The 25,821-nt window shown below is 70.6% G+C and carries 26 protein-coding genes; 14 read left to right on the forward strand and 12 right to left on the reverse strand.

Annotated features, from left to right (window positions below; translation table 11 throughout):
* Positions 1 to 68: 68 nt before the first annotated feature.
* A complete protein-coding gene (locus tag ACFYW3_RS35555; RefSeq protein ID WP_351756561.1) occupies positions 69 to 458 on the reverse strand; it encodes a TOBE domain-containing protein in 390 nt (129 codons plus the stop codon).
* A 284-nt stretch (positions 459 to 742) separates the two neighbouring features.
* On the opposite strand from ACFYW3_RS35555, the gene ACFYW3_RS35560 reads away from it, so the two are divergent.
* From ACFYW3_RS35560 to ACFYW3_RS35595, 8 genes are all read left to right on the forward strand, one after another.
* Positions 743 to 982: a hypothetical protein gene (locus ACFYW3_RS35560; RefSeq protein WP_389388539.1), complete on the forward strand. Its 240-nt coding sequence runs from the start codon at positions 743 to 745 to the stop codon at positions 980 to 982.
* Positions 983 to 1,663: 681 nt separating this feature from the next.
* The gene (locus ACFYW3_RS35565; protein ID WP_351756567.1) at positions 1,664 to 2,002 is read left to right on the forward strand and encodes a MerR family transcriptional regulator; all 339 of its coding nucleotides are present in this window, start codon (positions 1,664 to 1,666) and stop codon (positions 2,000 to 2,002) included.
* A 428-nt stretch (positions 2,003 to 2,430) separates the two neighbouring features.
* The gene (locus tag ACFYW3_RS35570) at positions 2,431 to 2,634 is read left to right on the forward strand and encodes a cold-shock protein (RefSeq protein ID WP_329439553.1); all 204 of its coding nucleotides are present in this window, start codon (positions 2,431 to 2,433) and stop codon (positions 2,632 to 2,634) included.
* A gap of 361 nt (positions 2,635 to 2,995) precedes the next feature.
* Positions 2,996 to 4,519: a DEAD/DEAH box helicase gene (locus ACFYW3_RS35575; protein ID WP_389388540.1), complete on the forward strand. Its 1,524-nt coding sequence runs from the start codon at positions 2,996 to 2,998 to the stop codon at positions 4,517 to 4,519.
* Positions 4,520 to 4,564: 45 nt separating this feature from the next.
* Entirely contained in the window at positions 4,565 to 4,972 is a 408-nt protein-coding gene (locus ACFYW3_RS35580) for a hypothetical protein (protein ID WP_389388541.1), read from the forward strand.
* Positions 4,973 to 5,024: 52 nt separating this feature from the next.
* On the forward strand, positions 5,025 to 5,336 hold the full coding sequence (locus tag ACFYW3_RS35585; protein WP_389388542.1) for an SCO5918 family protein: 312 nt from the start codon (positions 5,025 to 5,027) through the stop codon (positions 5,334 to 5,336).
* A 480-nt stretch (positions 5,337 to 5,816) separates the two neighbouring features.
* Positions 5,817 to 7,034: a tetratricopeptide repeat protein gene (locus ACFYW3_RS35590; protein ID WP_389388543.1), complete on the forward strand. Its 1,218-nt coding sequence runs from the start codon at positions 5,817 to 5,819 to the stop codon at positions 7,032 to 7,034.
* 351 nt (positions 7,035 to 7,385) lie between these two features.
* On the forward strand, positions 7,386 to 7,745 hold the full coding sequence (locus tag ACFYW3_RS35595; protein ID WP_389388544.1) for a protease inhibitor I9 family protein: 360 nt from the start codon (positions 7,386 to 7,388) through the stop codon (positions 7,743 to 7,745).
* Here ACFYW3_RS35595 and ACFYW3_RS35600 read toward each other — a convergent pair.
* Positions 7,729 to 8,943: a S8 family peptidase gene (locus ACFYW3_RS35600; protein WP_389388545.1), complete on the reverse strand. Its 1,215-nt coding sequence runs from the start codon at positions 8,941 to 8,943 to the stop codon at positions 7,729 to 7,731. The genes ACFYW3_RS35595 and ACFYW3_RS35600 overlap by 17 nt on opposite strands.
* Before the next feature lie 154 nt (positions 8,944 to 9,097).
* Here ACFYW3_RS35600 and ACFYW3_RS35605 point away from each other — a divergent pair, with 154 nt between their 5' ends.
* From ACFYW3_RS35605 to ACFYW3_RS35615, 3 genes are all read left to right on the forward strand, one after another.
* Positions 9,098 to 9,370: a DUF3253 domain-containing protein gene (locus tag ACFYW3_RS35605; protein ID WP_351756591.1), complete on the forward strand. Its 273-nt coding sequence runs from the start codon at positions 9,098 to 9,100 to the stop codon at positions 9,368 to 9,370.
* A gap of 106 nt (positions 9,371 to 9,476) precedes the next feature.
* Positions 9,477 to 9,887, forward strand: a complete 411-nt coding sequence (locus tag ACFYW3_RS35610) for a DUF4190 domain-containing protein (RefSeq protein ID WP_351756594.1) — start codon at positions 9,477 to 9,479, stop codon at positions 9,885 to 9,887.
* A gap of 493 nt (positions 9,888 to 10,380) precedes the next feature.
* Positions 10,381 to 10,824, forward strand: a complete 444-nt coding sequence (locus ACFYW3_RS35615; RefSeq protein WP_389388546.1) for a transglycosylase SLT domain-containing protein — start codon at positions 10,381 to 10,383, stop codon at positions 10,822 to 10,824.
* Between the two features lie 195 nt (positions 10,825 to 11,019).
* On the opposite strand, the gene ACFYW3_RS35620 is transcribed toward ACFYW3_RS35615, so the two are convergent.
* The 5 genes from ACFYW3_RS35620 to ACFYW3_RS35640 form a co-directional block, all read right to left on the reverse strand.
* Entirely contained in the window at positions 11,020 to 11,508 is a 489-nt protein-coding gene (locus tag ACFYW3_RS35620; RefSeq protein ID WP_351756600.1) for a CAP domain-containing protein, read from the reverse strand.
* A gap of 228 nt (positions 11,509 to 11,736) precedes the next feature.
* Complete coding sequence (locus tag ACFYW3_RS35625; RefSeq protein ID WP_389388565.1) at positions 11,737 to 12,282, reverse strand: GNAT family N-acetyltransferase; 546 nt, start codon at positions 12,280 to 12,282, stop codon at positions 11,737 to 11,739.
* Positions 12,283 to 12,425: 143 nt separating this feature from the next.
* The gene (locus ACFYW3_RS35630; protein ID WP_351756670.1) at positions 12,426 to 13,115 is read right to left on the reverse strand and encodes an aspartate/glutamate racemase family protein; all 690 of its coding nucleotides are present in this window, start codon (positions 13,113 to 13,115) and stop codon (positions 12,426 to 12,428) included.
* Positions 13,116 to 13,211: 96 nt separating this feature from the next.
* The gene (locus tag ACFYW3_RS35635) at positions 13,212 to 14,972 is read right to left on the reverse strand and encodes a CocE/NonD family hydrolase (RefSeq protein ID WP_389388547.1); all 1,761 of its coding nucleotides are present in this window, start codon (positions 14,970 to 14,972) and stop codon (positions 13,212 to 13,214) included.
* A gap of 371 nt (positions 14,973 to 15,343) precedes the next feature.
* Positions 15,344 to 16,621 (reverse strand): MFS transporter, encoded by a 1,278-nt coding sequence (locus tag ACFYW3_RS35640; protein ID WP_389388548.1) that lies wholly within the window; start codon positions 16,619 to 16,621, stop codon positions 15,344 to 15,346.
* A gap of 80 nt (positions 16,622 to 16,701) precedes the next feature.
* Between ACFYW3_RS35640 and ACFYW3_RS35645 the strand changes: the two genes are divergently transcribed.
* Positions 16,702 to 17,094: a MerR family transcriptional regulator gene (locus ACFYW3_RS35645; RefSeq protein WP_389388549.1), complete on the forward strand. Its 393-nt coding sequence runs from the start codon at positions 16,702 to 16,704 to the stop codon at positions 17,092 to 17,094.
* Positions 17,095 to 17,200: 106 nt separating this feature from the next.
* Here ACFYW3_RS35645 and ACFYW3_RS35650 read toward each other — a convergent pair whose 3' ends face one another.
* Together ACFYW3_RS35650 and katG are read right to left on the reverse strand one after the other, a co-directional pair.
* A complete protein-coding gene (locus tag ACFYW3_RS35650) occupies positions 17,201 to 17,425 on the reverse strand; it encodes a hypothetical protein (RefSeq protein ID WP_389388550.1) in 225 nt (74 codons plus the stop codon).
* Positions 17,426 to 17,739: 314 nt separating this feature from the next.
* Positions 17,740 to 19,929: a catalase/peroxidase HPI gene (gene katG, locus ACFYW3_RS35655; RefSeq protein WP_389388551.1), complete on the reverse strand. Its 2,190-nt coding sequence runs from the start codon at positions 19,927 to 19,929 to the stop codon at positions 17,740 to 17,742.
* Positions 19,930 to 20,320: 391 nt separating this feature from the next.
* Here katG and ACFYW3_RS35660 point away from each other — a divergent pair, with 391 nt between their 5' ends.
* Together ACFYW3_RS35660 and ACFYW3_RS35665 are read left to right on the forward strand one after the other, a co-directional pair.
* Complete coding sequence (locus tag ACFYW3_RS35660; protein ID WP_351756616.1) at positions 20,321 to 20,737, forward strand: Fur family transcriptional regulator; 417 nt, start codon at positions 20,321 to 20,323, stop codon at positions 20,735 to 20,737.
* Between the two features lie 196 nt (positions 20,738 to 20,933).
* A complete protein-coding gene (locus ACFYW3_RS35665) occupies positions 20,934 to 21,464 on the forward strand; it encodes a hypothetical protein (RefSeq protein ID WP_389388552.1) in 531 nt (176 codons plus the stop codon).
* A gap of 32 nt (positions 21,465 to 21,496) precedes the next feature.
* Here ACFYW3_RS35665 and ACFYW3_RS35670 read toward each other — a convergent pair whose 3' ends face one another.
* The 3 genes from ACFYW3_RS35670 to ACFYW3_RS35680 form a co-directional block, all read right to left on the reverse strand.
* Complete coding sequence (locus tag ACFYW3_RS35670) at positions 21,497 to 22,423, reverse strand: aldose 1-epimerase family protein (protein WP_351756622.1); 927 nt, start codon at positions 22,421 to 22,423, stop codon at positions 21,497 to 21,499.
* 49 nt (positions 22,424 to 22,472) lie between these two features.
* Positions 22,473 to 23,816 (reverse strand): chloride channel protein, encoded by a 1,344-nt coding sequence (locus ACFYW3_RS35675; RefSeq protein WP_389388553.1) that lies wholly within the window; start codon positions 23,814 to 23,816, stop codon positions 22,473 to 22,475.
* A 130-nt stretch (positions 23,817 to 23,946) separates the two neighbouring features.
* Positions 23,947 to 25,758, reverse strand: coding sequence for a cation:proton antiporter (locus tag ACFYW3_RS35680; protein ID WP_389388554.1), 1,812 nt, complete (start codon positions 25,756 to 25,758; stop codon positions 23,947 to 23,949).
* Between the last annotated feature and the right edge of the window lie 63 nt (positions 25,759 to 25,821).

Raw genomic sequence — 25,821 nt, forward strand, 5'->3', positions numbered from 1 at the left:
TCAGGCGCTCGACCTCCTCGCGCGGCCCGTCACCGGGCAGCCGCGTTCCCCATTTCACGGCGGCGGGGTCAACCGCGGTCGACATGCACGCTGGTCGACTTCACCCGCGCCGTGACCTGCACACCCGCCCGCAGGCCGAGTTCCTCGACCGCCTCACGCGTCAGCAGGGACACCACCCGGTGAGGGCCGGCCTGGATCTCCACCTGGGCGGCGACATCACCGAGTTTGATACCGGTCACGATGCCCGGGAACGCGTTGCGGGCCGAGGTGGAGGAGGTGTCGTCCTCGGCGCTCTCCTGGGCGATCTCCACGCAGAACGCGGCGAGGTCGGGGCCGTCGACGATGCGGCGATTGCCCTCGCGATGAGTGGGGAACCGCTCCGCGTCCGCCCATCGCCGGACCGTGTCGACACTCACGCCCAGCAGTTCGGACGCCTGACCCATGGTGTAGGACTCCATGCGCCACAGCCTAGGGGCCGTCCCGCAGTCCCCGGCGGGCGCACGACGCCTGCCCCGGCACCTCGCCGCGTTGTCGGAACGCCCGAATGCGCCCAGCATGAGGACGCGGAGCTGCCAGACGGCCGTGGCGATGCCTCGTGGGTGTACGTGATCTCCGGCCCGTCCCGACCGATCGGCGGGATCGCGCGGGGGCTCCGTGGTCGACGCGGACCGTGCCCTCGGACGGCGATTCCCTTGGCCGGTACCGGTGAAGGGGGGAATCCTCGACCTGGCAATCTGCCCGCGTGGACGCTCTCATCAACACTCGGGTACCGCATCGGCGACTGACCGATCCCGCCTCGGCGGTTGCCGCCCTGGAGCGTGTCGCACCTGAGCTCGCGCGTTTCCGGCGTACGGATCCCTCGGGCGTCGACTGGGCCGAGGTGGAGGAATGCCTGGGCGTGGGGCTGCCCTCGGACTACAAGCTGCTCGCCGAGGCCTACCCATCCGTGGTCTTCGGTGACTTCCTGTTCGTGGGGCGGTGAAGCCGACCGACGCTGCGGCACCCGGCGAGCCGGGACGCGGTCCTCTCGGGCCACCATCACTCACGGTCCTCTCGGGCCACCATCACGGGGCCCCGTCTGACCCGACCGGGCCGTCCGGGGGGACCCCGGCCGGCCCGAACCGGCCGTCCGGGCGGACCCGCCGAGGGCCCACCGCAACCGCCGGTGACTGCCCCGTCGCTGTTCGAGATCAATTGCCTCACCTTCGAACGCGCAAAAATCTATGCTGGCGGGAGTAGACATCGAGTGGTGGTGTGGTTATGGTTTCTCCTGTAGCCGAGATCGGCAAGACCGATAGGGCCTGGCAGAGACGAACTGCCGGGTTGGCAGGACAAGTAGTCGCAGTTCGCAGTGGTTCAGTACCGCAGTTCCCGTTTGGTAAGTGAGCGGTCTCAGAGGGAAGAACGGAGGGGTTGGTCGCCATCAGGATCGCCCGGGTGGAATGTGTGAGCCCGGGTACCGCAGGACACTCGTCAGTGAGGTGGTCTCCGGTCAAGCAACCGCGATCCCCGCAGTCCGGACCGCATATGGGTCGGGCCTGTGGATACAGAAGGCCGGCGTATCAGTAGGGCCGGCAGATGGTGTGGCAGTTCCTTCGGGGCCCTGGTGCCGTACGGCACCAGGGCCCCTCGACGCGTTTCAAGGATTTCACAGAGAGGTGCGATGACGGCAGACAGTTCGTACGGTCGTCTTGACGACGACGACTACCCGGCTTACACGATGGGCCGGGCGGCGGAGATGCTCGGCACCACCCCCGGTTTCCTCCGTGCCATCGGGGAGGCACGACTGATCACCCCACTGCGTTCCGAGGGTGGTCACCGGCGTTACTCCCGTTACCAGTTGCGCATCGCGGCCCGTGCGCGGGAGCTGGTTGACCAAGGCACTCCGGTCGAGGCGGCCTGCCGGATCATCGTCCTCGAAGACCAACTGGAGGAAGCCCGGCGGATCAACGACGAATACCGCCGGGCAGCCGAATCTACCGGCCCGCCGGCAGGCTCCTGAGGAACGGGTGGGCCCGCCGGTACCGGCGGGCGCCGCACCCCATCCGTGCGCTGCGGCGTCGGGCAGGTCGGCGAACGCGGGCCCGGGCATTTCGCAGGCGGTGAGCGACCGCGAGCGGATCCTCCGGGGCCATTCACCTGAGTACGGCCATACCTGTGACGGCGACATGAGGGTTTAACGTCCGCCGCACGGAAGGTATGTGCGGTAACGGGCCGAATGCAATTATTGAACGCACTCACACCGCTACGGCGTGCTACTGTCGATCTCAGTTGCAGTTGTGGTTCCCAAAACTTCAAGCGGTTCCACCGGCTTATTCGCCGCTGGAAGCCCTTGCTTATCTCCGGTTATTTCCCGGCGGGGCATCATCGCGGCGACCCGGTCATCCGCACATCGCGGGTCCCGGCGTACTGCCCCAAGGGAGACTCGACATGGCGTCCGGCACTGTGAAGTGGTTCAACGCGGCAAGAGGGTTCGGGTTCATCGAGCAGGACGCCGGCGGCGCCGACCTCTACGCCCACTTCGCGAACATCACCACCCCGGGCATCAATGAGCTGCTCGAAGGCCAGAAGGTCACCTACGACATCGCGCAGGGTCCGAAGGGCCCGCTGGCGGAGAACATCATTCCCGCCTGACGCGACACGCACTTCGTAGCTGGGACCCGCATCCCTCGGGGTGTCGGACCCAGCTGCGGACCTCTTCCGCAGTGTTCCCCTCCTGCGCAATGACACCCATCCGTGGGCTCCCTCCGGGCAAACGGACGTTTTCGCAGCAACGAGCCACATGCTCCAGCCGAAGCGCTCCGTCCCGAGCCGCGGCCCAGACTTTCGCCCCAAGGGCGTTGCCCGGCATCGCCCCTTCAAGCGCCCGTGCCCGCAGTTGTTTCTGTATGGAACAGACGCTTTCGCATTTCCTACGGCCCGTTCTCGTGTTTTCCCGTGCTGCTCTTCCGCCGCGGGAATTCCTTGATACGCGCCATGTCAAGGAAGGTTCTTTATGAACCCCACACGTACGAACGACCGCTCCTCTCGCTCACGCGGCCGCACCGGCAGCACCGCCTACAACTCGGCCGCAGGGTCCGGGCGGGGCAGCCGCTTCGGTGCGGCCTCCCCGAACCGTTCGGCGAGTCCGAGCCGTTCGGGCGGCTACGGGCGGCGACCCGCCGCACTCCAGGGCGAGTTCGCCCTGCCCAAAACGATCACCCCGGCGCTTCCCGCCGTCGAGGCGTTCGCAGACCTCGACATGCCCGGGGAACTGCTGGCCGCGCTCACCGCGCAGGGCCTGAGCGTTCCCTTCCCGATTCAGGGCGCGACCCTGCCCAACACCCTCGCCGGCCGCGACGCGCTCGGCCGCGGCCGCACCGGCTCGGGCAAGACCCTGGCCTTCGGCCTGGCCCTGCTGGCCCGCACCGCCGGACAGCGCGCCGAACCCCACCAGCCCCTGGCCCTGATCCTGGTACCCACCCGCGAGCTCGCCCAGCAGGTCACCGACGCCCTCACGCCCTACGCCCGCTCGGTGAAGCTGCGCCTGACCACGGTCGTCGGCGGCATGTCGATCGGCCGCCAGGCCGCTGCCCTGCGCAATGGCGTCGAGGTGGTCGTCGCGACGCCGGGACGCCTCAAGGACCTCATCGACCGTGGCGACTGCCGGCTGAACCAGGTCGCGATCACGGTCCTCGACGAGGCCGACCAGATGGCCGACATGGGCTTCATGCCCCAGGTCACCGCCCTTCTGGACCAGGTCCGCCCCGAAGGCCAGCGGATGCTCTTCTCCGCCACCCTCGACCGCAACGTCGACCTCCTGGTGCGCCGCTACCTCACCGACCCGGTCGTGCACTCCGTGGACCCGTCCGCGGGCGCGGTCACCACGATGGAGCACCACGTCCTGCACGTGCACGGCGCCGACAAGCAGCGGACGGCGACGGAGATCGCGGCACGCGAAGGCCGAGTGATCATGTTCCTCGACACCAAGCATGCCGTGGACCGCCTCACCTTGGACCTCCTGAACAGCGGAGTCCGCGCCGCGGCCCTCCACGGCGGGAAGTCGCAGCCGCAACGCACCCGGACCCTGGCCCAGTTCAAGACCGGACACGTCACCGTGCTCGTCGCCACGAACGTCGCCGCCCGCGGCATCCACGTCGACAACCTCGACCTCGTGGTGAACGTGGACCCGCCGACCGACCACAAGGACTACCTCCACCGCGGCGGCCGTACCGCTCGCGCAGGCGAGTCCGGCAGCGTCGTCACCCTGGTCACCCCCAACCAGCGCCGCGAGATGACCCGGCTCATGGCCGCAGCAGGCATCGTCCCCCAGACCACCCAGGTCCGCTCGGGCGAGGCCGAGTTGCACCGGATCACCGGCGCCCAGACTCCCTCCGGCGTCCCCGTGACCATCACCGCCCCGGTGGTCGAGCGCTCCAAGAGCACCGCCGCCGCCCGCCGCAGGCGCCGCCCCACCACGCCCGCGGCCGCCCGCCGCGCGAACGTGAGGCAGCCCTCCACCTTCGACACGGCGGCCTAGAACGTCCTGATGAGAAAACTGACCCATCTCTGCAGGAGGTACCTTTTGACGCTCGTCCAGATGCAACCCCACCCGCCGAAGCCCGACCCCGCACACCCGACGGTGGCCGAATCCACGGAGGTGGCCGCACTCCAGGTCTGCGACGACATGACCGTCGAGGTGGCCCTGTACGTCATGGCCAGTGCCCGCACGAGTCACCTCCTCGTCCGTGACGAGGACGGCCACCGCACCGGCATCGTCACTCGACCCGGGCTCACGGCCTTCCGCGACGGCCCGGCCTACACCGACCGGGTCCGACTGCGCGACATCCCCGTTGACCGCGGGGCGCTCACGTCCCCGCCCGTGGCCATGCGGCCCGAGCCCGTGTACGCGCCGCGCCACCGCCGGCTCGACGCCCTTCCCCTCGCCGGCGAACAAGGCAACGCCCCGGGCGCCCTCGCCCTCGCACGCTGACCCGCCTCACCTCGGCACCACCGCTCGTCCACCTTCTCCCCTGTGAGGCATCATGCGCTGCGTCATCGCCCGCTTCCCGTTCGACCTCACCAAGAGCGGCGTCCTGGAAACGATGAAGGGCGTCAAGCCCGAAGAGGTCACCGGCGAATCCGTGATCATCGGCCGCCGTACCTACCCCGCCAAGCAGGTCGGGCAGGTCATCACCCGCCAGGACCGCCGTGACTTCAGCGCCGGCGAAGTCCTCCGCGCCATGACCCAGCTCGGCTTCACCTGCCGCGGTCTTCCCCGGGTCGCCATGCCCGTACGCGCCCTCAGCCCGCTCCAGCAGGCATCCGCCATGCTCGGCACCTCCGTGGCCGTCTGACCCGGGTGACGGAACCGGCCGGGACCGGATGGGTACCGGCCGGCGGGCGCCGGCCGGAACCCGGCGACCCGAGTCGGTCGGACCCTTCGACGTACGACGCGAGATGGGCCGGCGAGGAGGCGATCGCGGCCTGTTGGTCCGCCTGGTCGACACCGGGTGCACACCCGTGGAGGTGACGGTCACACCCGCCCGCCACCGGCTTCGGTGAGGTCCCGGGTCATCGTCATGATGCCGGCGTACGACGGATCGTCGGCCTCGAACATCGCCCGCCGCACCACGCGCACCGCCGGGCTCACCGGCGCGGTGGCCTGAACCCCGCGACGCGGACGGAGAAGGCCGTTTCCCGGTCCGGGGACGGCTCCCGAGTGCATACTGGCGGGGTCGATCGGCGCGCGGGGGGACCAGTCGACGATGCGTCAGTTCGCTTCTCTGTAAGGCGGGTCGAGCCCACACTCGGCCGTCCCCGAGCCGAGGAGTGCCATGACCGACGAGACGCCGAGGAACGACGAGGTGCCCGACCCGGCCCGGTCGGCCTTCGAACTAAGCAGCAGGCTGGTGGTCTCCGGCCGGTACGAAGAGGCCCTGGCGGCGACGGACGAGGCCGCTCGGCTCTTCCGGGAGCGCATCGCCGGCGCTCGGACCGGCGGGTCCGACGACGCCCCGGGCGCGGCCGCGTCGCTCGCCTACCTCCTGGTGCTCCGCTGCGAGGCCCTGTCGAAGCTGGGGCGTTGGGAGGAGTGTCTGCGCACCGCCTCGGAAGCCGTGACCCTGGGGCGTGGCCGGCAGGCCGACGCGACCTTCGCCGCACCACTGGGGGCCACCCTGCTGGGCCTCGGTACCGCCCTGTGGGGACTCGGGCGTCCCCAGGAGGCCGTCGACGTGACCCGGGAGTCCGTCGGCCTGTATCGCCGGCTCGCCCGCGCGCACGCCTCCTACCGCCCGCAACTCGCCAACGCACTCAGTCAGTTCGGTGTGGTGCTGTCCCGGCTGGGCTTGCACGCCGAGGCGCTGAAGGTCACCAGGGAATCCGTCGCGCTGTACCGTCGGTTGGGCTCGACGGACCCGGCCGGCCACGCCGTCGGCCTCGCTCACGCGGTGAACAACCTGGCCCGCCGCCAATCGGCACGGAACCAGAAGCGCCGGGCGCTGAGGAGCGCCGAGGAGGCCGTGACGCTCTACCGACGGTTGGCGCAGGTCAATCCGGCGGTGCACCGGCGGGATCTGGCGATGGGACTCGGCAACGTGGCCCGGACGCGCTTCAGCCGGGAGGACTCACTGGCCGCCACCGAGGAGTCGGTCGCCATCCTCCAGGAGCTGGACCAAGCCGAACCCGGCGTCCACGGTGCGCTGTTCGCCGACGCGCTGTCCCTCCTCGCGGCGGCGCTCGCCGACCTGGGACGGCTCCGCGAAGCGGCCGAGGTCACCACCCGGGCCCTGGCGATGATGCGGGAGCAGGCCGCGATCAACCCCGTGGCACGACGGGGCGATCTCGCCCTGGCACTCGCGTTCCACGCCCGGGTACGGGCCGAGGCCGGGATCGACCTCGCCGAGGCCCTGGCCGCCGTCACGGAGGCGGTGGCCCTCATGCGCGAGCTCGCGGCCGAGATCCCGGCGCTGTACGCGCCCTCCCTCGCGGAGGTACGCGCTTTGGAGAGCCGACTCCGGACGATGACTCCGCCGCCCGGCGGCGACCGGTAGAGCTACGCGGCCGCCACTCCGGGCGCCGCCGCCACTCCGGGCGCCGCCGCCACTCCGGGCGCCGCCGCCACTCCGGGCGCCGCCGCCACTCCGGGCGCCGCCGCCACTCCGGGCGCCGGCGGCGCGGCCGCGGCACAGGGGTCGCAGGGGCGCCGGCGGTGGGACGGTGGTGCGCACGCGTGCCTGCGCACCAGCGTCTCCACGAGGTCCCCACTGGGATTCGACTCGGGTGGCGCGGGCGGGGGACGGGCGCAGGACGTACACGGGCCGGCAAGGCCCGATGTTCAAGGCGCGGGGTCCGGTGGCCGAAGGAGGGGGTGGCAGTCGTCCCCTCACCCCATGGAGTTCCCCGTGCGTCGTCCGCTTGTGATCCCGCGTCCCGTACTGGCCGCCGTCCTCCTGCTCGCCGCTCCCGTCGCTCTGGCGCCCGCCGCGTACGCCGACCCCGCCGACCACGCCGTTCAGGAAGCCGGGGAGCGCACGACGTACATCGTCACGCTCGCCCCAGGCGCCGATCCCGAGCGGGTGATGCGCGAAACCGGCGTCACGGAGGCCCGGTACGTGTACCGCAGCGCGGTGCGCGGCTTCGCCGCCGACCTGGACGGGCGGCAACTGGCAGCGCTGCGGGCGCACCCGGACGTCAGTGCCGTCGAGCGGGACGGTAGGGCGGTCGGGGCGCCGGTGGAGGAGGGGACTACAGGCCGTTGGTGAAGAGCAGCTCGTTGGGGCTGCTCTTGCCGACGGCGCTCAGGGCGTCCTTGGTCGACTCGGCGGAGAGGAACCCGGCGACTTCCACGGACGGCGCGGTCGGGTGGGCCTGCTTGTAGAGCGCGGCGACGCCGGCGGCGTGCGGGGAGGCCATGGAGGTGCCGTTCAGGGAGACGGCGCCGCCGCCGAGCTTCGCCGAGACGATGTCCTCGCCCGGCGCATGGATCTCCAGGCACGCGCCGTGGTTGGAGAAGGACGTCTCCTCGTCCCACCGGTTGGAAGCCCCGACCGTGTACACACGGTCGGCGGAGGCCGGGGAGACCTGGCACGCGTCCTTGGAATCGTTGCCGGCCGCGATCACGGGGAGGACGCCCGCGTCGGACAGCGCGGTCGCGGCATTGTTGAGGGTCACGGACCTGTCCCCGCCGAGGGAGCCGTTCAGCACGGCCGGCTGCTTGGCGTTCTTCAGCACCCAGTCGAATCCGGCGATCATCCCCGAGTACGAGCCCCGGCCCTCGCAGTCGAGGACGCGGACGCTGACGAGGTCGGCCTCGCGCGCGACCCCGTACGTCTTCCCCGCGACGGTGCCGGCGACGTGTGTCCCGTGGCCGTTGCAGTCCTGGCCCTGACGCCCGTCGGCCACCGCGTCGAAACCGAAGGTGGCCCGGCCGCCGAACTCGTCGTGGGCGTAGTCGATGCCCGTGTCGAGGATGTACGCGGTCACCCCGGCACCGCTGCCCTGGGGGGTGAACTGGCCGTCGCCCCGGCCGTTGGCCTTGTCCCACTCCCGCTGGTCGATCCGATCCAGACCCCAGGACTTGGCGGGAGCCCGGGTGCCCGGCGCGGTGACCGGCCGCGGCGGGGCCATGACCTTGACGTCCTGTTCCACCGCCTTCACGCCCGGGTTCGCGCGGACGATGTCCAACCGCAGCTTGTCGAGCGGGGCGGCGAACCCGTTGATGGCCTTGCCGTAGACGAAGGTCGGCTTCAGCTTGAGCCGCCGCGCGAGCTTCGCCGCGTCCACACCCGTGCCGAGGGTCACGATGTAGGTGCCGGGCACCCCGTTGGCGGCGGCCGTGGTCAGCGGCGCCGGGGTCGGCTCCGGCGTCGCGGCCGACGGGGAAGCGGTGGCGAGGGGGGCGCCGAAGGACAGGGCGGCGGTGACGGCGATCGCCGGTACGAGCCGGGTGCGTGGGGTCATGTCGGCGAGTGGATCATGCAGAAACGATCAGGTCCTACGACATCGCCCGGTGGTTCGGCCGCCGTCGGGGTCGTACCTGAATGCGCTCCGCCGAGCGGGCGTCCCCGCCGGGTCCGGGTCCGGACACCGTCCTCGTCCGCGCGACACTGGCAGAGTGACGGACATCGAACGGCAGACGGATCGGCGTTTGGAACGAGCCATCCTGGAGCTGCTGGAACGTCGCGCCCCGACCGCGACGATCTGCCCTTCCGACGCCGCACGGGCGGTGTACGACGGGGATGACGACGGCTGGCGCGCGCTCATGGAACCCGCCCGCGACGCGGCCCGGCGGCTGCTCGCGGCCGGCGAGGTGGAGATCACCCAGGCCGGCCGGCCCGTCGACCCGGCAAGGGCCCGCGGCCCGATCCGTATCCGTCGCGCCCGCTGACGATCCGGCAAGGAGGGTTTGCGGCGGGCGGACCGTGGCAGACGGCCTGAACACCACTGCTCAGCGCAGAAGTTGTCCATCGGTCGACTCCAGGAAGGGACATCCCGTGTCCGACGCGTACAGCTCCCCCAACGACACTCACGCCCACCACGCACCGGCTTACGCGCCCGCCACGGGCGGCAACGGCCTGGCCGTGGCCGCCCTGGTCACGGGCATCGCGTCCCTGCTGCTGCTCTGGCTGTGGTTCGTGGGCATTCCGCTGGCACTGGTGGCCATCGGCCTGGGCATAGCCGCCCTCCGCAGAGCCCGCGGTGGCGCCGGCCGGCGCGGTATGGCCATCACCGGCCTGGTCCTGGGCGCCGTGACCGTGGTCATCGCGGCGATCCTGGTGGCCGTCGGGGTGTCCATCCTCAATTCCGACGAGGGCAAGGACCTGCGGTCCTGCCTGGACAACGCCCAGACGCGGCAGGAGCAGCAGGACTGCTCGAACCGCTTCAACGACGACATGAACAACTGACCAGGCGGTTCGGGGGCCACCCCCTGGCCCGTGCCGGATTCCGGTCCGCACGGGCCAGGGGGTGGGCTGATGTCGGCCGAGATCCTGGGCCCGAGCGGCCCGCGATTCGATCGACCCGGGGACGCGGATTCCTTCGATCGCGGGATGATCCGGACGTCCGACCCACCCCCTCGAAGGTGCCCGAACAGTGACATTCGGTGAGATTCAGGCGCCCTGGTGGTGACCCGCCCCATAGGACCCACATCACATACGAGCCGGTCTAGTAGCCCCGAGAGGCCGACCTCGCCGCCTCACACCGGCTCTCCTGGCAACCAGCCCCCAGATCCGCCGGAGAGTCCGCGGTCCCCGACTGCGAGGGCGCGTAGTAGGAGGGGGCGTTGCCAGGCCGTCGGGGCGTCTGTAGAACTGGATGAGTCGCAAGGCGGCACGGGTGCTTCACCCGCCGCCGACGATCCCCTCTCCACCGCGTGAGTGGCTCACGCATGTCTCGGACATGCCGCGACCGCCCTTGTCCCCTTCGGAAGGTCTGTCCGTGTCCCACTCCGTCATCCGCCGCATCGCCGCTTCGAAGAAGTCCCTCGCGGGCACCGTCGTCGCCCTCGGTGTCGCCGGTTCCATGCTTGCCACGGTTCCCGCCCAGGCGGCCCCGACGAGCGCCAAGGCGATCGCCCAGCAGATGATCAAGGACCCGGCGCAGTTCGAAGCCTTCAACAAGATCGTCTCTCACGAGAGCGGCTGGAACCACACCGCCACGAACTCCTCCTCGGGCGCCTACGGCCTGGTCCAGGCCCTGCCGGCCTCGAAGATGTCCTCCGCCGGTTCGGACTGGAAGACCAACCCCGCCACCCAGATCAAGTGGGGCCTGGACTACATGAACTCCCGCTACGGCAGCCCCGTCGGTGCGTGGAACTTCTGGCAGGCCCACCACTGGTACTGAGCCACCAGCGGGCAGCAGACGCACGAAACGCCCGGCCGGGACTACCCGGCCGGGCGCTTTCGCGTGCGCGGCCACGCACGCCGGGCTCGCATGCGCCGGCGCTCTTCAGCGGCGCCGCCCCACGCACTGACGCCGTACCGCGACCGCGGTACGGCGTCAGTTTCGCGCTCGGGTGGGGTGTGGCGGGAGGCCGGGTCAGTCCGTGAACACCTGGACGATCCTGTCACCGGACACGGCGACGCCCGTCTTCTTGAAGTTGCAGTTCTTGATGGCGCCCGCGTGGGCTGCGCTCTTCAGCCAGCCGTCCACGTGCGTCTTCTCGTCGCCGCTGCCCCAGGCGATGTTCTCGGAGCCGGTGGTGAAAGTCGCTCCGGCCTTCGTCAGTCGGTCCTTGATGCTGGATCCGTCCGAGCCCGTGTGGTTGGTCGTCGTGTCGTTGGCGTACTCCTGCGCAGCCGCGGTGATCTTCGGGTCCACCGTCAGGGGCTCGCAGCCGGCATCCGTACGTGCCTTGTTGACCAGTTCGAGGATCTTGCCCGGGTCGCTCGCGGCCGGGAGCACGGTTTGTGCGGACGGGGCCGCGACGGCCACCGTGGTGGCGCCGACGGTTCCCGCGAGTACCAGCAGGGAAGACGCGCAGGCGATGGTGCACCGGCGCTGTATTCGACCAGATCCGGAAGCCATGGGGTACCTTCCTTCGTTCGGCTGGAAGCGGGGAGTCCAGCAGCCACGTCGCCGCTGGACCTCCAAGACCCGAGTCTGCGCCGAGGTCGGCCCGCCCGCATCTCCCGACGTCGAAACCGCAGGTGGGAGGGGGTGTACGGCCCGCGGTGGAGGGAGCCTGACCCGGTGATCCGGGTCGATCCGCCGCCTCGGCGGGGGCCAGCGGCCCGCAGCGCCGGTTCCGGCACGTCAGGAGCGGGGGAGCCCCCACGTCTGCAGGCTGTAGGGCCGGCCCTTCTCCTCGCCGGTGATCAGCGGTACGTCGAGCAGCCGAAAGCCCGCCTTGGTGGCCACGGAGACGCTGGCCCCGTTCTCGGCCTCCAGCTCCAGGATCAGTTGCTCCGTGCCCAGTTGCTCGAAGGCGTAGGCGGACATCACCCGTACCGCGCGTGCGGCGAGCCCCCGACCGCGGTGTGCCGGACCGATCGCGTAACCGATCTCGGTTCCCTCGGGAGCGCGCCGCAGCATCACCTCGCCGAGCGGAGCGCCTCCGTCGACGGTGATGGCGAGAAGGATCGTGGTGCCTTCCGCCCGTAGCTGCCGGGCCCGACCCAGGCGGACGCGGGCGGCGTCGTCGTCGAAGGGGGACACGATCGGTGTCCAGTAAGCGATGTCGGGATGGTCGAAGAGTCCGGGCATCGAGTCCAGGTCCGCTTCCGTCCAGTCGCGCAGGACGAGACCTTCTCCCGAAAGCTCGATCCGCTCGGGAAACGCCGGTGTTGTGCTGCTCATGATGAGGGTCCTCCGTGGCCTGTTCGCGACGAGGCAGGTTAACCGTGAGCAGGCCGGAGCGCACCATGATTTCCGCGGCGCTCCCGACATGAGGCCCCCGGCGTGACGCCCTCGGCACGACCCGCAGGACAGGTGCCCACCAAGTGCTAGCCGAGCGCGGCCGCCACGGCGGCCGCCGCGTGGATCCGCGCCGTGGGAAAGACGGGCACCGGACTGTCCTCGGCGCCCACGAGCAGCTCGATCTCGGTACAGCCGAGGACGATGCCCTCGGCGCCGGCCGCGACGAGGCCCGCGATGATCTCCCGGTACGCGGTCCGGGATCCCTCCCGCACGACACCGAGGCACAGCTCCTCGTAGATCACCCGGTGCACCAGGGCCCGCCCGTCGGCATCCGGCACCGACACCTCCAGTCCACCCGCCGCGAGGCGCCCCCGGTAGAAGTCCTGCTCCATCGTGAACGCCGTACCCAGCAGGCCGACCCGACGCAGGCCCTGCGCCCGCACCGCTTCCGCGGTGGCGTCGGCCAGGTGCAGCAGCGGAACCGAGACGGCCGCCTGCACCTGGTCGGCGACCTTGTGCATCGTGTTCGTGCACAGGAGCACGAGATCGGCGCCCGCGGCCTCCAACGACCGGGCGGCCGCGGCCAGCACCTCGCCCGCCTCGTCCCAGCGGCCCTGCGCCTGGAGTTGCTCGATCTCCGCGAAGTCCACGGAGTAGAGCACGCAGCGCGCCGAGTGGAGTCCGCCGAGCCGCTCGCGGGTGAACTCGTTCAGCAGCCGGTAGTACTCGGCCGTCGACTCCCAGCTCATCCCGCCGAGCAGGCCGATCGTCTTCATCGAGATGCCATCCATAAGCACGCACCTTAGCAAGCAGACGAAATCATAAGCATCCCTTTGGGTGACTCGTTGTGGACGGTGGCGTCGGCGGCGGTGTCAACCGCGGGCGAGGACCGGCAGCCACAGCGTGGAACCGGCGTGCACGGTGTTGACGGACACCCCGCCGGCCGGCTGGTGCTCCATGCCGAGCGCCTTCGGTACGCCGCCGGCCGCATCGGAACTGCCGACGGTGAGACGGAGCCGGTGACCGGCCGGCAGCCGGCGGGCGTTGGGGCACAACGGGATCCGGTAGTGCACCGTTTCACCGGGCGGCACGGCCGTCGGTGTCGTGCACGACATGGAGGGCCGTCCGGGAGTGCTCCGCTCCTCGTCGGCCTCGCGCAGGGAGGCCCGCAGCCAACCGGGCGAGATGACGAGGGACCTGCCCTCCTCGTCCACGGCCTCCAGGGCCACGATCCACGAGGTGTCGCAGTCCGTGATGGCCGCGTCGAGCCGCAACTCGATGTCGCCGGCGAAATCGAGGTCGGCCGCCAGTGGGGGAGTCGTCCAGCTCAGGGTGTCGGGGAGGTCCGGCCGGTGCGCGGCTCGCGACGGACGAGCCGCGGTCTCCGCGTGCGCGAGATAGCTGCGGCTCCCGTCGGTCCGGCCGTCCCGGACCAGGGCGCCGTCGGCCTGAAGCTTGAACGGGGTCAGTACCGCCTCGGGCGGCGGCCACCTGTCCGCGGTGCGCCACTGGTCGTCCCCGCCACCGGTGAGGACGTAGCGGATGGGTGGCCCCTCCATGATTCCCGTGTCACGTCCCTTGAGCCAGTGGTCGAACCAGGCGAGGGCCTCGGTGTGCAGGCTCTCCCAGGGCCAGTTGAGGCCTCCGGGGCCGAGGAGCGTCATCCGTACCGGGGGCCGCACGTCGTCGGCCAGCCGCTGGAAGCCCGCCCAGGTGTCGAACGTCGAAGGGAGGTGCACGGGGGCGTTGTCCCAGTCGCACCCGAGATGAACCGGGACGCCGATGGCGTCCAGCCGCGACATGAGGCTGCGCTCCTGCCACCAGTCGTCCCGGAAGGGGCGGCTGAGCGCGAGGTTCTGCCAGATCTCGTCCCACGGCTCGCTCGGGTAGGAGCCTCGCATGGCGCCCTGGAGGAGACCGAGTGCCGCTTCCCCGTTCATGGTCGCGGTCTTCGCGTGGACCCGAGGGTTCTGGAACAGTTTGCGCGCGGCTTCCAGGAGGGGACCGCGCAGCAGGTGCTCCGAACGGGTCGCGGCGACGGCCATGGCCACGGACCACCCACCGATGAAGGTCTTGTTCATCAGCCCGCCGGGCCGCACCAGGTCGTAGAGGTCGGAACTCAGCCCCACCGGGAAGATCGCCTTCAGGTGCGGCGGGGCGGCCGTGGCGGCGGCCATCTGGGCCATGGCGTAGAAACTGATGCCGATCATTCCGACATGCCCGGACGACCAGTCCCGAGTACCCGCCCATTCGACTACGTCGTACAGATCCTGACGCTGCTGCTCGTCGAAGATGCTCCACCGGCCGCCCGAACCGGCCGTGCCCCGTTCGTTGACGATCACGTGCACGTAGCCGCGGGGCACGAAGAAGTCGCTCTGCCCGGCTTCGACGATCGGCAGCGGGATGCCGGACGTCTGGATCTGCCGCGGGTACGGGGAGGCGGCGACGAGGACCGGGTACCGGCCCGGCGCCGCGGGACGGCGGACATCGGCCAAGAGCTCGACTCCGTCCCTGAGCCGGACGGTCACGTTCAGTTCCGTGGTGACGGCGAACTCGGCGGAGGAGAGGTCGGTGTACTCGCGGCCGCTGGTCTGCGGACCGTTCAGCCTGCGTTCGGCGCTGTGCTGGGTCATGTCTTTCACCGTTTGCGTGGGGAGGGGAGATGCCTCGCGTGTCCCGGTGATGGCTACCGGGATGCCGCCGCCCCCATGTGCGTCCGTTCAGGTGGCGCGCCGGACCGCCGGCGTCACCTCCCGCGCATCGAAGCCCCCGCGACCAGGTCACCCGCGGGTCGGCGGGCGCGCTCGGCCGATCCCGTCGAGTACCTCGGACACGCGCGTCAGCCGGGTCTCGCGTTTCAGAACGGCTTCGCCGATGGCGGTCTTCTCCGCGTCCGGCAACCGCGCCCGGTGCTCACGCTCGACGCCGTTTCCTGTGCCGGTCAGCCCCGTCCGCCGCTTGCACGCCACGTCGGCGGTCGCGAGCTGCTCTGCGGGCCGGCGGGTCAGGCTTGCCGGCCCTGATCGGGCAAGCGCCGCCGTCGCTGCCGGTGGTCTCCGGAGAGCTTCAACGCGACGGCGCCGACGGGGGCGACGGCGATCATCAGCGCACCACAGCCGACGAGGACGGCGGGGGCGCTGGTCCGGTCGAGGAGGAAGCCGCCGAGCGCCGCTCCGAGAGGCGAGGCCGTCAGGAGTACGGCGCCGCGTGCTGCGAGCACCGACGTGAGTGCCTCGGCTGGTGCCCGGCCCTGGATCAGGGTGATGGAGAGCGCGGAATAGGGGCCGTAGAGGAGCCCGGCGAAAGCGAAGCCGATCATGGAGGGGGCGGGGGAGTGCGTGAAGGCGAAGGGGAGCATGCCGATGCCGTGTCCCGCGACGATGCCGAGTATCGCCGGCCACAGCGGCAGCCGCTTGGCCGCGCCCAGCGCGAGGGCGCCGATGACGGCTCCGATGCCGAACGCGGTCCAATAGGAGCCCAGGAGCCCCGCGCCGGCATGGAGGTTCCCGGATACGAACAGGGGCAGGGCGACTTCGACAGGGCCGAACGCGAGGTTGAACACCCAGGTCACCACGAGCAGGCCGAGGAGTTCCGGCCGGCGGAGCAGAATGCTCAGCCCTCGCTGCGCGCCGGTCACCGGCGCCGCCACCGGCTCCGACGTGGGAGGCACAACGGTGCGGCCGGCCTGAAGAGCGAGCACGGCGAACGTGGCGGCGTCGAAGCCGATGATCCAAGCCGGGGACACCGCTCCCACGAGAAGACCCGCGAGAGCCGGTCCCACGATGGTCGCGCTCCACAGACTGGTGCTGAGCACACTGTTGGCCGTCAGACGCTGTTCGTCGGAGAGCAGGGGGACGAACAGGGAGTGCTTGCCGGCCTTGCCCCAGGCGTGCAGCAGCGAGGAAGCGCCCAAGAGCCCGACGTACACGGCCGGCGCGAGCAGCCCCGCCGCGTGCGCGAGCGGGATCGCCCCCAGCAACACCGCCCGCAACGCGGAATCGATGACCAGGAGCCGGCGTGCGGAAAGGTGCCGCATCCACCTTCCCAGGATCAGCGCGCCCAGGGCACCGGGAAGGACGTAGGCGGCGACGGCCATGCCGGCCAGCGCGCCTCGGCCGCCGTCGTGCCCCAACGCGAACGCCAGCCACGTCACGGCGACGACGGACATGCCGTCACCCAGATCGGACAGCGCGAAGACCGGCAACAGCCGCCGAAACGTCCGGTCGGCGAACAGCGAGCGGTAGGGGCCGGGCACCAGGCGCCCCGGGGCAACTGAGAACATGCGGGTCACGGTCGTCCTTCAAGCACGCTTGAAGTCAAGGCCGAACGCGTGGTTGAAACCGGACAAGAAGGAGGGCCGGCATGCGGTACCTGCCCATCGGTGAACTCGCGGACAAGGCCCGCGTGCGCGCTTCGACACTGCGCTACTGGGAAGAGCGCGGCCTACTGCCCGGCGCTCGCCGGGAAGGCGGACGCAGAACGTGGCCCGCGACCACCGTCCGCCGGATCGCCCTGATCAAGATGGCCCAGCGAGCCGGATTCACCCTCGCGGAGATCACGCAGTTGCCGGCCGGCGACGCCACACCGTCCGCCACCCGCCAGTGGCGGGACATGGCCACGCGCAAGCTGCCCGAACTCGACCAGCACATCGCAGCGACCCAGGCCCTGCGGCAGGCGGTCGCGGACTGCCTGGAGTGCGGCTGTATGAACTTCGACGAGTGCGTACTGCTCCAAACCACGGGCACCACACCATGACCGGCGGGAGCGTCCCGACGTCCTGCGGCTGCCGGCGGGAGACCTGGGCCGTCTCTTTCGGATCTTGCCGGGCGGCGCGGGTCAGGCAAGATCCGGAAGAGACGGCCTAGGCGCTGAGCCGGGCGGGACGAGGCACGCGCCTGGAATGCCGACCGGGCGCACGGTGTCGGGCGGGACGCGCCGCGACAGGTGCCACCTCGGCGGGCCGGGTGGCTGCCGGCTGCGACGGGCGGTCGTCCTGCGACGACCCGAGGAGGATCTCCTCGTACCTGCCGAGCGCGAGAACACCGCACAGGAGGGCGGGCAGGAGCACGATCACGGCGATGAGCATGGGCGTCCCTTCGGCGGCTGTTTGTCCCGCGTCTGCCCGCGACCGCGCGAGGGAAGCGTCCGGCCTCACGACGCGGCCGCACCGAGCGCGAGAGCCCGGCCGGAAAGTCAGCGCCCCTGCGGCGTGTGTCCGGCCGGGACGGTTTCCCGCGGTGCCACCGGCCCGGTTCGACGGGAACCCCTCGCGCCCGCCCCGCACAAAGCACCGTTCACGCCCCCGAGATCGATCGCCGGCTGTCGGGTGCCGGCTGTCGGGGTGCCGGCCGCCGCGGCGCCGGCCGGCCGGCCGGTGGGAGGCCGACCGGCTTACCGCGATCAGACGAGGTCGAACCGGTCGAGGTTCATCACCTTGTTCCACGCGGCCACGAAATCACGTGCGAACTTCTCTCCCGCGTCCTTGGACGCGTACACCTCCGCGATCCCCCGGAGCTGCGCGTGCGAACCGAAGACGAGATCGACCGCGGTGGCCGTCCACTTGGGCTCACCCGTCGCGTGATCCCGACCTTCGAACACGTTCTCCGCCGAGTCCGACGCCTTCCACACCGTGCCCATGTCGAGCAGGTTGACGAAGAAGTCGTTGGTCAACGTCTCCGGGCGGTCGGTGAACACGCCGTGTGGGACCTGCCTGAAGCCGGTGTTCAGGGCCCGCATGCCGCCGATCAGGACCGTCATCTCGGGTGCGGTCAGGTTCAACAGGTTGGCGCGGTCCAGCAGAAGCGTCTCCGGCGACAACTTCTCTCCCGCCGGGAGATGGTTGCGGAACCCGTCCGCCTTCGGTTCGAGCACGGCGAACGTCTCCACGTCGGTCTGCTCCTGCGAGGCGTCCGTACGTCCCGGCGCGAACGGCACTGCGATGTCGTGCCCGGCGTTCTTCGCGGCCTGCTCGACGGCCGCGCACCCGCCCAGCACGATCAGGTCGGCGAGCGAGACCCTCGTTCCGTCCGTCCGGGAGCCGTTGAACTCCTGTTGGATCCCCTCAAGGGTCCGCAACACCTCGGCCACCTCGGGCAGGTCATTGACCTCCCAGTCCTTCTGCGGAGCGAGCCGGATCCGCGCCCCGTTGGCCCCACCCCGCTTGTCGGTCCCGCGGAAGCTCGCCGCCGACGCCCAGGCGGTGCTCACCAACTGGGAGACGGACAAACCCGAAGCGAGGATCCTGCCCTTGAGGTCGACGACGTCCTCGTCCGACACCAGCTCGTGATCGACCGCGGGGACGGGGTCCTGCCACAGTTGCGGCTCGGGGATCCACGGCCCGAGGTAGCGCGACAGCGGGCCCATGTCGCGGTGCAACAGCTTGAACCAGGCCTTGGCGAACGCCTTCGCGAGCTTGTCCGGGTTCTCGTGGAAGGACTTCGCGATCGGCCCGTAGATCGGATCCAGTTTCAGCGCGAGGTCCGTCGTCAGCATCATGGGAGCGTGCCGCTTCGACGGATCATGAGCGTCCGGCACGGTGTCCCGGGCCGAGGCATCCGTGGGCGTCCACTGCTTCGCGCCGGCCGGGCTCGTCGTCAGCTCCCAGTCGTACCGGAACAGGTTGTCCAGGTACCCGTTGTCCCACTTCGTCGGCTCGGAGGTCCACGCACCCTCCAGCCCGCTGGTGAGCGCGTCGACGCCCACGCCGCTGCCGTGGGTGTTCCTCCAGCCGATGCCTTGCTGCTCGATCGGGCACGCCTCGGGCTCGGGGCCGATGTACTCGGCGTCCACCGCGCCGTGGCACTTGCCGAACGTGTGACCGCCGATGATGAGCGCGGCCGTCTCCTCGTCGTTCATCGCCATGCGCCCGAAGGTCTCGCGAATGTCGCGGGCGGAAGCCACCGGATCCGGATTGCCGTTGGGGCCTTCCGGATTGACGTAGATCAGCCCCATCTGCACGGCCCCGAAAGGACCGGTGAGTTCCCGGTCGCCGCTGTAGCGCTCATCACCGAGCCAGGTGTCCTCGGGACCCCAGAAGATCTCCTCCGGCTCCCAGATGTCCTCCCGGCCGAAGGCGAATCCGAACGTCTTGAACCCCATCGACTCCATGGCGCAGTTGCCGGCGAACACCAGGAGGTCGGCCCATGAGATCTTCCGGCCGTACTTCTGCTTGACGGGCCAGAGCAAACGGCGCGCCTTGTCGAGGCTCGCGTTGTCCGGCCAACTGTTGAGGGGGGCGAAGCGCTGAGCGCCGGCCCCGCCACCGCCCCGACCGTCCGCGATGCGGTACGTACCGGCGGAGTGCCAACTCATGCGGATGAAGAGCGGCCCGTAATGGCCGTAGTCGGCGGGCCACCAATCCTGCGACGCCGTCATCACCTCGAAGACGTCCCGCTTCAGCGCGTCGACGTCCAGGGTCGCGAATTCCTTCGCGTAACTGAAGCCCTCGTCCATCGGATTGGCCTGAGGCGAATGCTGGTGCAGAACCTGAAGATCAAGCTGATTCGGCCACCAGTCACGATTCGACCTGGGGCGAGTCGGCGCGGGAGTCGGGGCAGGAATTACTGGGTTCTCGCTGTCGCTGCCGGACACGTCCGTCCTTCTTCCTGTGTCGGTGTTTCCATCGGTTGGCTGCTTTGCTCTTGGCGCTTTGTGGCACGAACGACGCCGATGATCGAGCGTGTGTCGGCGCGTCCGTATGGTCGCGCACCGGAGAGCTCGCCGTTACGAGAACACGCGGGGCACCTCCGCACAACAAGCAGTCGAAAGGAGAATCGAGACCCCGCCCGCGGGAACCGGAATGAGTCGATATTCCGATCATCTCGAATGGAAAGGATCGGGGGCCATCGAACCGACCCGTCAAGGCCGTCAGCGCCTTCCGTCAAGAGCGGCCCCGCGTGCCTGGCGCCGTGACACGGTGAACCATTCCGGTCACAGCACTAGACTCCCCTTGTCCCCGCCGAGCCTGAAAAGGTGAGCCGATATGAGTGACCTGTTGGAACGGCTGAGAGGGCGCGGCTGGCGGATGACTTCCCAGCGGCGTGTCGTCGTCGAAGTCCTCGACGGCGACCACGTGCACCTCACGGCCGACGAGGTGCACGCCCGCGCGGTTCAGTGGCTGCCCGAGATCGCCCGAGCGACCGTCTACAACACCCTGGGCGAGCTGGTGGCGCTCGGCGAGGTGGTGGAGGTCTCCGTTCAGGGTCGCGCGAAGCGCTTCGACCCCAACGCGCACCATCCGCACCAGCACCTGGTGTGCTCCGACTGCGGCGTCATCCGTGACGTGCACGTGACCGGCACACCGGCCGAGCTGCCCCCCGAGGAGAGGTTCGGCTTCACGGTGTCCGAGGTCGAGATCACCTACCGCGGGCTGTGCCCGTCCTGCGCTTCCGGCCGCTGACTCATACGCGAGGAGCACCCCTGACATACACGCGAGGAGCACCCCCCGGCACCCGGGGCGGCAGCGATGTGTGACCCGGCCGTAGGGTTGCCGGGCGAGGGTCGAGGCGCGGACGGGAGTGGTGGAAGTCGGCGGCAACCTCGCGCCCGAGACTCGGACCGAACCGGACCGAGAGGGGCGGAGCGTGAGGAGGGGCATGAACCCACTGGAACTCGTCGAGATGGAGATCCGACGTCACGACTGGAGCGCGATGCTCTGTGGTTGTGGCGAGACGGCAGACCATGTTCCGGCGCTGCTCCTCGAGTTGGCCGGGCAGGCGGAGAAGGGGGCCGGGATCGGCTACGACGGTGTCGAGCGGCACGTGGTGTCACCCGCCGACATGTTCCTTGAGCCGTCCCTGCCGGTCGTCTCGGTCATCATGGCCGTGCTGGCCTCGCGAACTCCCGCGTACAGCCGTGACGCCTACACACAGATGCTTCTGTTCATCCTCACTGCTGATACGCAGGCACCGGTACCGGCCCTGCGGGGCCGCGACGTCGCGGCCGAATGCGAAGCCGAGGTCCGTCGGGGACTGTGGCACCTCTACGCCGAAGTCCTGTCCGGTGCGAGCACCAATTCAGCAAGTTACGCGTACGAGATCCTCACCCTGCTGGAGGAGGATCAGGAACGGCTGAAGCAATTGCAGGGGACCGCCGGAGAAAGGCTTCCCTGGGACCTCCGCCCCTGATCGGTGCGCTCCGCGGGGACACCCGGCGCTCCTCAGCGAGCCGCGGTCCAGGGACTGAGCCCCCAGCGGAACGTGTGCAGGTCGCCCGGCGCGAGCTCCACCAGGCCGGCCCCGCTCCGGAACGCGTCGGGCGGACAGGACATGGGCTCCACGGCGAGGCCTCGCCGTCGGTCCGGGACGGGCAGGGTGTCACCTGTGTACACCTGGAGGTACGCCGCCCCCTCGCCCAGCCACAGGTCGCTGCCGTGGGAACCCGAAGGGTGCGCGATCCGCACCACGGCCCGGCCGGCGGAGTCCCGTTCCAGTTCGGTGAACGGGGTGTCCAGGTGCTGCGGGCCGAGCACGCGAGGCGTACGGAAGTCGAACTCCGTGCCCTCCACGGGTCGCGGAGTGAGGGGCGCTCCCTGATCGGCGGGCGGCAGCCACGCCCGGGCCGGGAGGGTCACCACGGCCTCGTCGACCCGTTCGGTGCCCACCGTCAGGTAGGGGTGCTGGCCGACCCCGTAGGGCGCGGCACTCCCCCCGAGGTTGCGTGCCGTCACGGTGACCGCCAGCCCCTGGGACCCGAGCGCATACTCCGCACGAACGCCGAGGTGGAAGGGGTAGCCGGGCTGCGGGAAGAGGGTGGCCGCGAGCAGGAGGCGGTCCTCGGCACGCTGCAGCGGCTCCCACGAGGCCCAGCGGAGCAGCCCGTGGATGGCGTTCCCGGCCTCCGGTTCGGTCAGCGGGAGCTGGAGTTCCTCACCCTTCCAGTCGTACCGTCCGCCGCTGACGCGGTTCGGCCAGGGGGCGAGGAGCTGCCCACGACCCCCCGTGATCGGCTCGTCGGCGGTGTAGCCGTCCAGGACGGGCCGCCCGCCGACGGTGTAACCGCGCAGCCCGGCTCCGAGCTCCACCACGACGGCGCTCTGCTCACCGCTGCGCAGCAGGAACTGCTGTCCGGTCGGGCTCTCGGGCATCGGGCCTCCAGGTCGGGGTGCGGGCGGAGCGGGTGGGCGTGGTCGGCGACTACGGGGACGCCGGTGTCGGGGCGGGCGTCGAAGTGGGGGCCGGGGCGAGCCGGAGCGTGAGGACGTAGGAGACCACGACCGCCACGATCACGACCGGCATCACCGTGAGGCCCTGCGTCCCCAGGAGAAGGGTGGCGAGCAACACGGAGGTCATCGGCAGTCTCAGCATGGACACGCACAGCGCACCGACACCCATGGCGAAGCCGGACGTCACGTCCAGCCCGGGGAGGTGCGCCATGGCCAGGCCCAACGTCGCCCCCACGAACATCGAGGGGAAGACCGGGCCGCCGCGGAAGCCGCTGAGGGACAGGGCGTAGGCGAGCGCCTTGCAGAGCACGAGGAGAACCAGGGCGCCCACCGAGTAGCCCGCTTGGCCGGCCAGCAGCGGCCCGAGCGCGTCCTGGCCGGAGTAGAGGACTTCGGACGCCTCCTTGCCCGTCGACTCGGCGTACACCAGCGCCACCACTCCCACGAGGGCGCCGACCAGGACGGTGACCGGCACCCGTCGGCGCTCGACCCGGTGCTGGAGGGACAGGCCCATCCGGCGGATCCCGGTGCCGGCGAGTGCGGCCAGTGCCCCGATGACGATGGCCCAGCCGAACCCGGCGAGGTCCGGGCGTGCGGCCTGCGGGACATGGTGGAGGACCAGCGAGAAGGTGCCCAGGCCCGTCCACGATCCCAGACCGGTGAAGAAGAGCGCGCCGATACCGGCCGAGAGGAGGCCCGGCACCATGGCGATCGCCATCATCGCGCCGCCCAGACCGGCCGCCTCCATCAGGAGGAAGGCGCCGAGGAGCGGTGACCCGAGCAGCGTGCTGACGGCCGCGAAACTCCCGGCGGCGCCCAGCAAGGCGCTCGCCTCGGGCTTGATGTCACGATTCACCGCCCGGCCGAAGAAGACGGCCAGGCCACCGCCCAACGCGATGAGGGGCGCCTCGGGACCGAGCACCACGCCCGCGCCCAGCGAGGCCACGGCCGCGAGTGCGATACCGGGGAGGTCGATCGGCTTCGGCGCGCCGGTGGTGACGAGGCCTTCGGCCGGCTTGTGCCCGGCCTCGCCCGGCAGGTGCCGGATCGTCAGCGCCACCAGCAGCCCGGCCAGGGCCAGAAGGGGGATCGGCCACCACGACGGCGTTCCGTGAAACCCCAGCGCCCGGGGGAGGTCGGTGTAGGTCAGCGACTGGAGTTCGGACACGAGCGCGAGGAAACCGAAGGCCGCCGCGGAGACCGGGATGCCGAGGAGCGCCGTCATCACCAGCAGAACGGCGTACCCGCGGGTGCGGATCACCGCGAACGGATCCGGCGGAGGCGGGGCGACCGGTCCGGCGGGGGTGGCTGACATGCTCATCGTCTCCTCGGCAGCTGAGGCCATCTGCAACGCGTCGGCCGACAAGCCCCGATGATTGGTACCACGGGACGGCCGCATGTTCCGGAAGGTCCGGCGCGCGCTCGCCCGGGGAATGTCGCGACCGTCATCCCCCTGGACCAATCGGCGGCCGGGGGGCCGATGCGGTGCCGGGGTGGGGCTCGGGCGAAGGCGTCAGGAGTACAGCGACATCGCCCGCCGCGGCCGCCGGTGGCGTCGACCGGGTGGCGGCGGTGAGTTGTCCGTCCGGGCGCACCAGGAACAGCGTGTCGTACCCGGCGGGGATGCCCCCCTCCTCCACCTCGACGGTGACGATGCGGGCGCCCGCCGCGTACCGACGGGCCAGTTCAGGCCGGTTCAGACCGGCGGAGAACAGCACCTCGCTGCCCGTGTACGGGGCGACCACCCCATGGCTGTGGGTGGGAGGCATCAGGCGGTGGACGGCGCCGTCCGCCGTCTCCTTGAGGGTCATCAGGGCGAGGGCGTTGAAGTCGTCCTCGTCGGTGAGGAGGAGGACATCGGTGATCCCCTCCAACTCGGCTCCGGCTCCGGTGGCGGCGGCGAGGAGTTCGCCCGGGGCCAGCTCCAGGCCGGCGTCCTTGATGCTCTGGCGCTGGCGGTCCAGGCCCGCCCACATCAGGACGTCCAGGCCCGCCGAGCGCAGCGCACCCCCCAGAGCCACCACCCAGGGATCGCCGCCGACGAGCAGTGGCCGCGAGCGTGCCGAACGCCGGACGGCGAGGAGCCGCGCGGCGGGAACGGCGGTCAGGCCGTAGACCATGACGGTGGCGACGATCACGACGAAGGTGGTGGGCAGGATCTTCTCCGCGCCCCCGATCCCGGCCTGTACGAGCGCGACGGAAAAGGTGGAGGCGGTGGCCGCGGCGACGATGCCGCGCGGCGCCATCCAACCGATGAACCACCTCTCCCGGTAGGGAACATCGGTGCGGACGGTCGACAGCAACGCCACCAGGGGTCTGACCACGAGAACGAGGACAGCGGCGAGGCCGAGGGCCGGCAGCACGACGTGACGCAGCGACTGAGGGGTGACGGTGGCGGAGATCCCGATGAACAGCAGCCCGATGATCAGCGAGACCAGGGTTTCGAAGAACGGCCGCCGTGCCGGCATGTCCAGCCCCGGCAGATTGGCCAGGGCCATGCCCATCACGACGGCGGCGATGAGACCGGTGTCGTCCCGCAGGGCGTCACAGCCGGCCGCCACCGCGACCACGGCGGCGAACTGCGTGGTCGTGCCGAGCACCTCGTCGAGGGTGAGGAAGCGGAGCAGCAGCCAGAGCACCGCCGCGCCGATGGCGCCGCCGATCAGCCCGATCGCCGCGCTGACGCCGAACGCGCCCAGTTGGGCGGCCAGACCGGGCTGTCCGCCGGCCAGCACTCCGTGGAAGACGAGCGCGCCGAGGATGCCGCCGACCGGGTCGATCAGGGAACCCTCCCAGACGAGGACGCGTTGCAGTCGCTCGGTCGGGCGGACGAACTTGAGCAGTGGTCCGACGACGGTCGGGCCGCTGACCACGAGGATCGCGCCCAGCATCACGGCCGCGCTCAGCGACACGCTCATGATGGGGACGGCGAGCAGCGCCGCCGACACGAAGGTGACCAGGGCGCCCAGCCAGATGAGCCGCACCACGACCGTGCGGGTGTGGCCCTTGAGATGGCGCAGGTCCAGGCCGAGGCCGGCGTCGTAGAGGATCACCGCGACGGCGAGCGAGACCAGCGGCGAGAACGCGTCACCCAGCAGTTTCTCGGGGTTGACGTCGTCGGTCAGGACGCCGGCGACGAATCCGGCCGGCAGCAGCAGGAGGATCGCCGGGACGCGCATCAGGTTCGCCAGCAGTTGGCAGCCGACGGCGAGGGCCACGATCAGCCCGACGCCGATCAGTACCTGGCTCGATGTCATCGCGGCCCTCCAGGGATGCCGTGCCGGCCTGGCCCGCGACCCGAACGATGCCGCGGCCGACGG

Source organism: Streptomyces sp. NPDC002602 (genome assembly GCF_042889445.1).
Classification (GTDB): Bacteria; Actinomycetota; Actinomycetes; order Streptomycetales; family Streptomycetaceae; genus Streptomyces.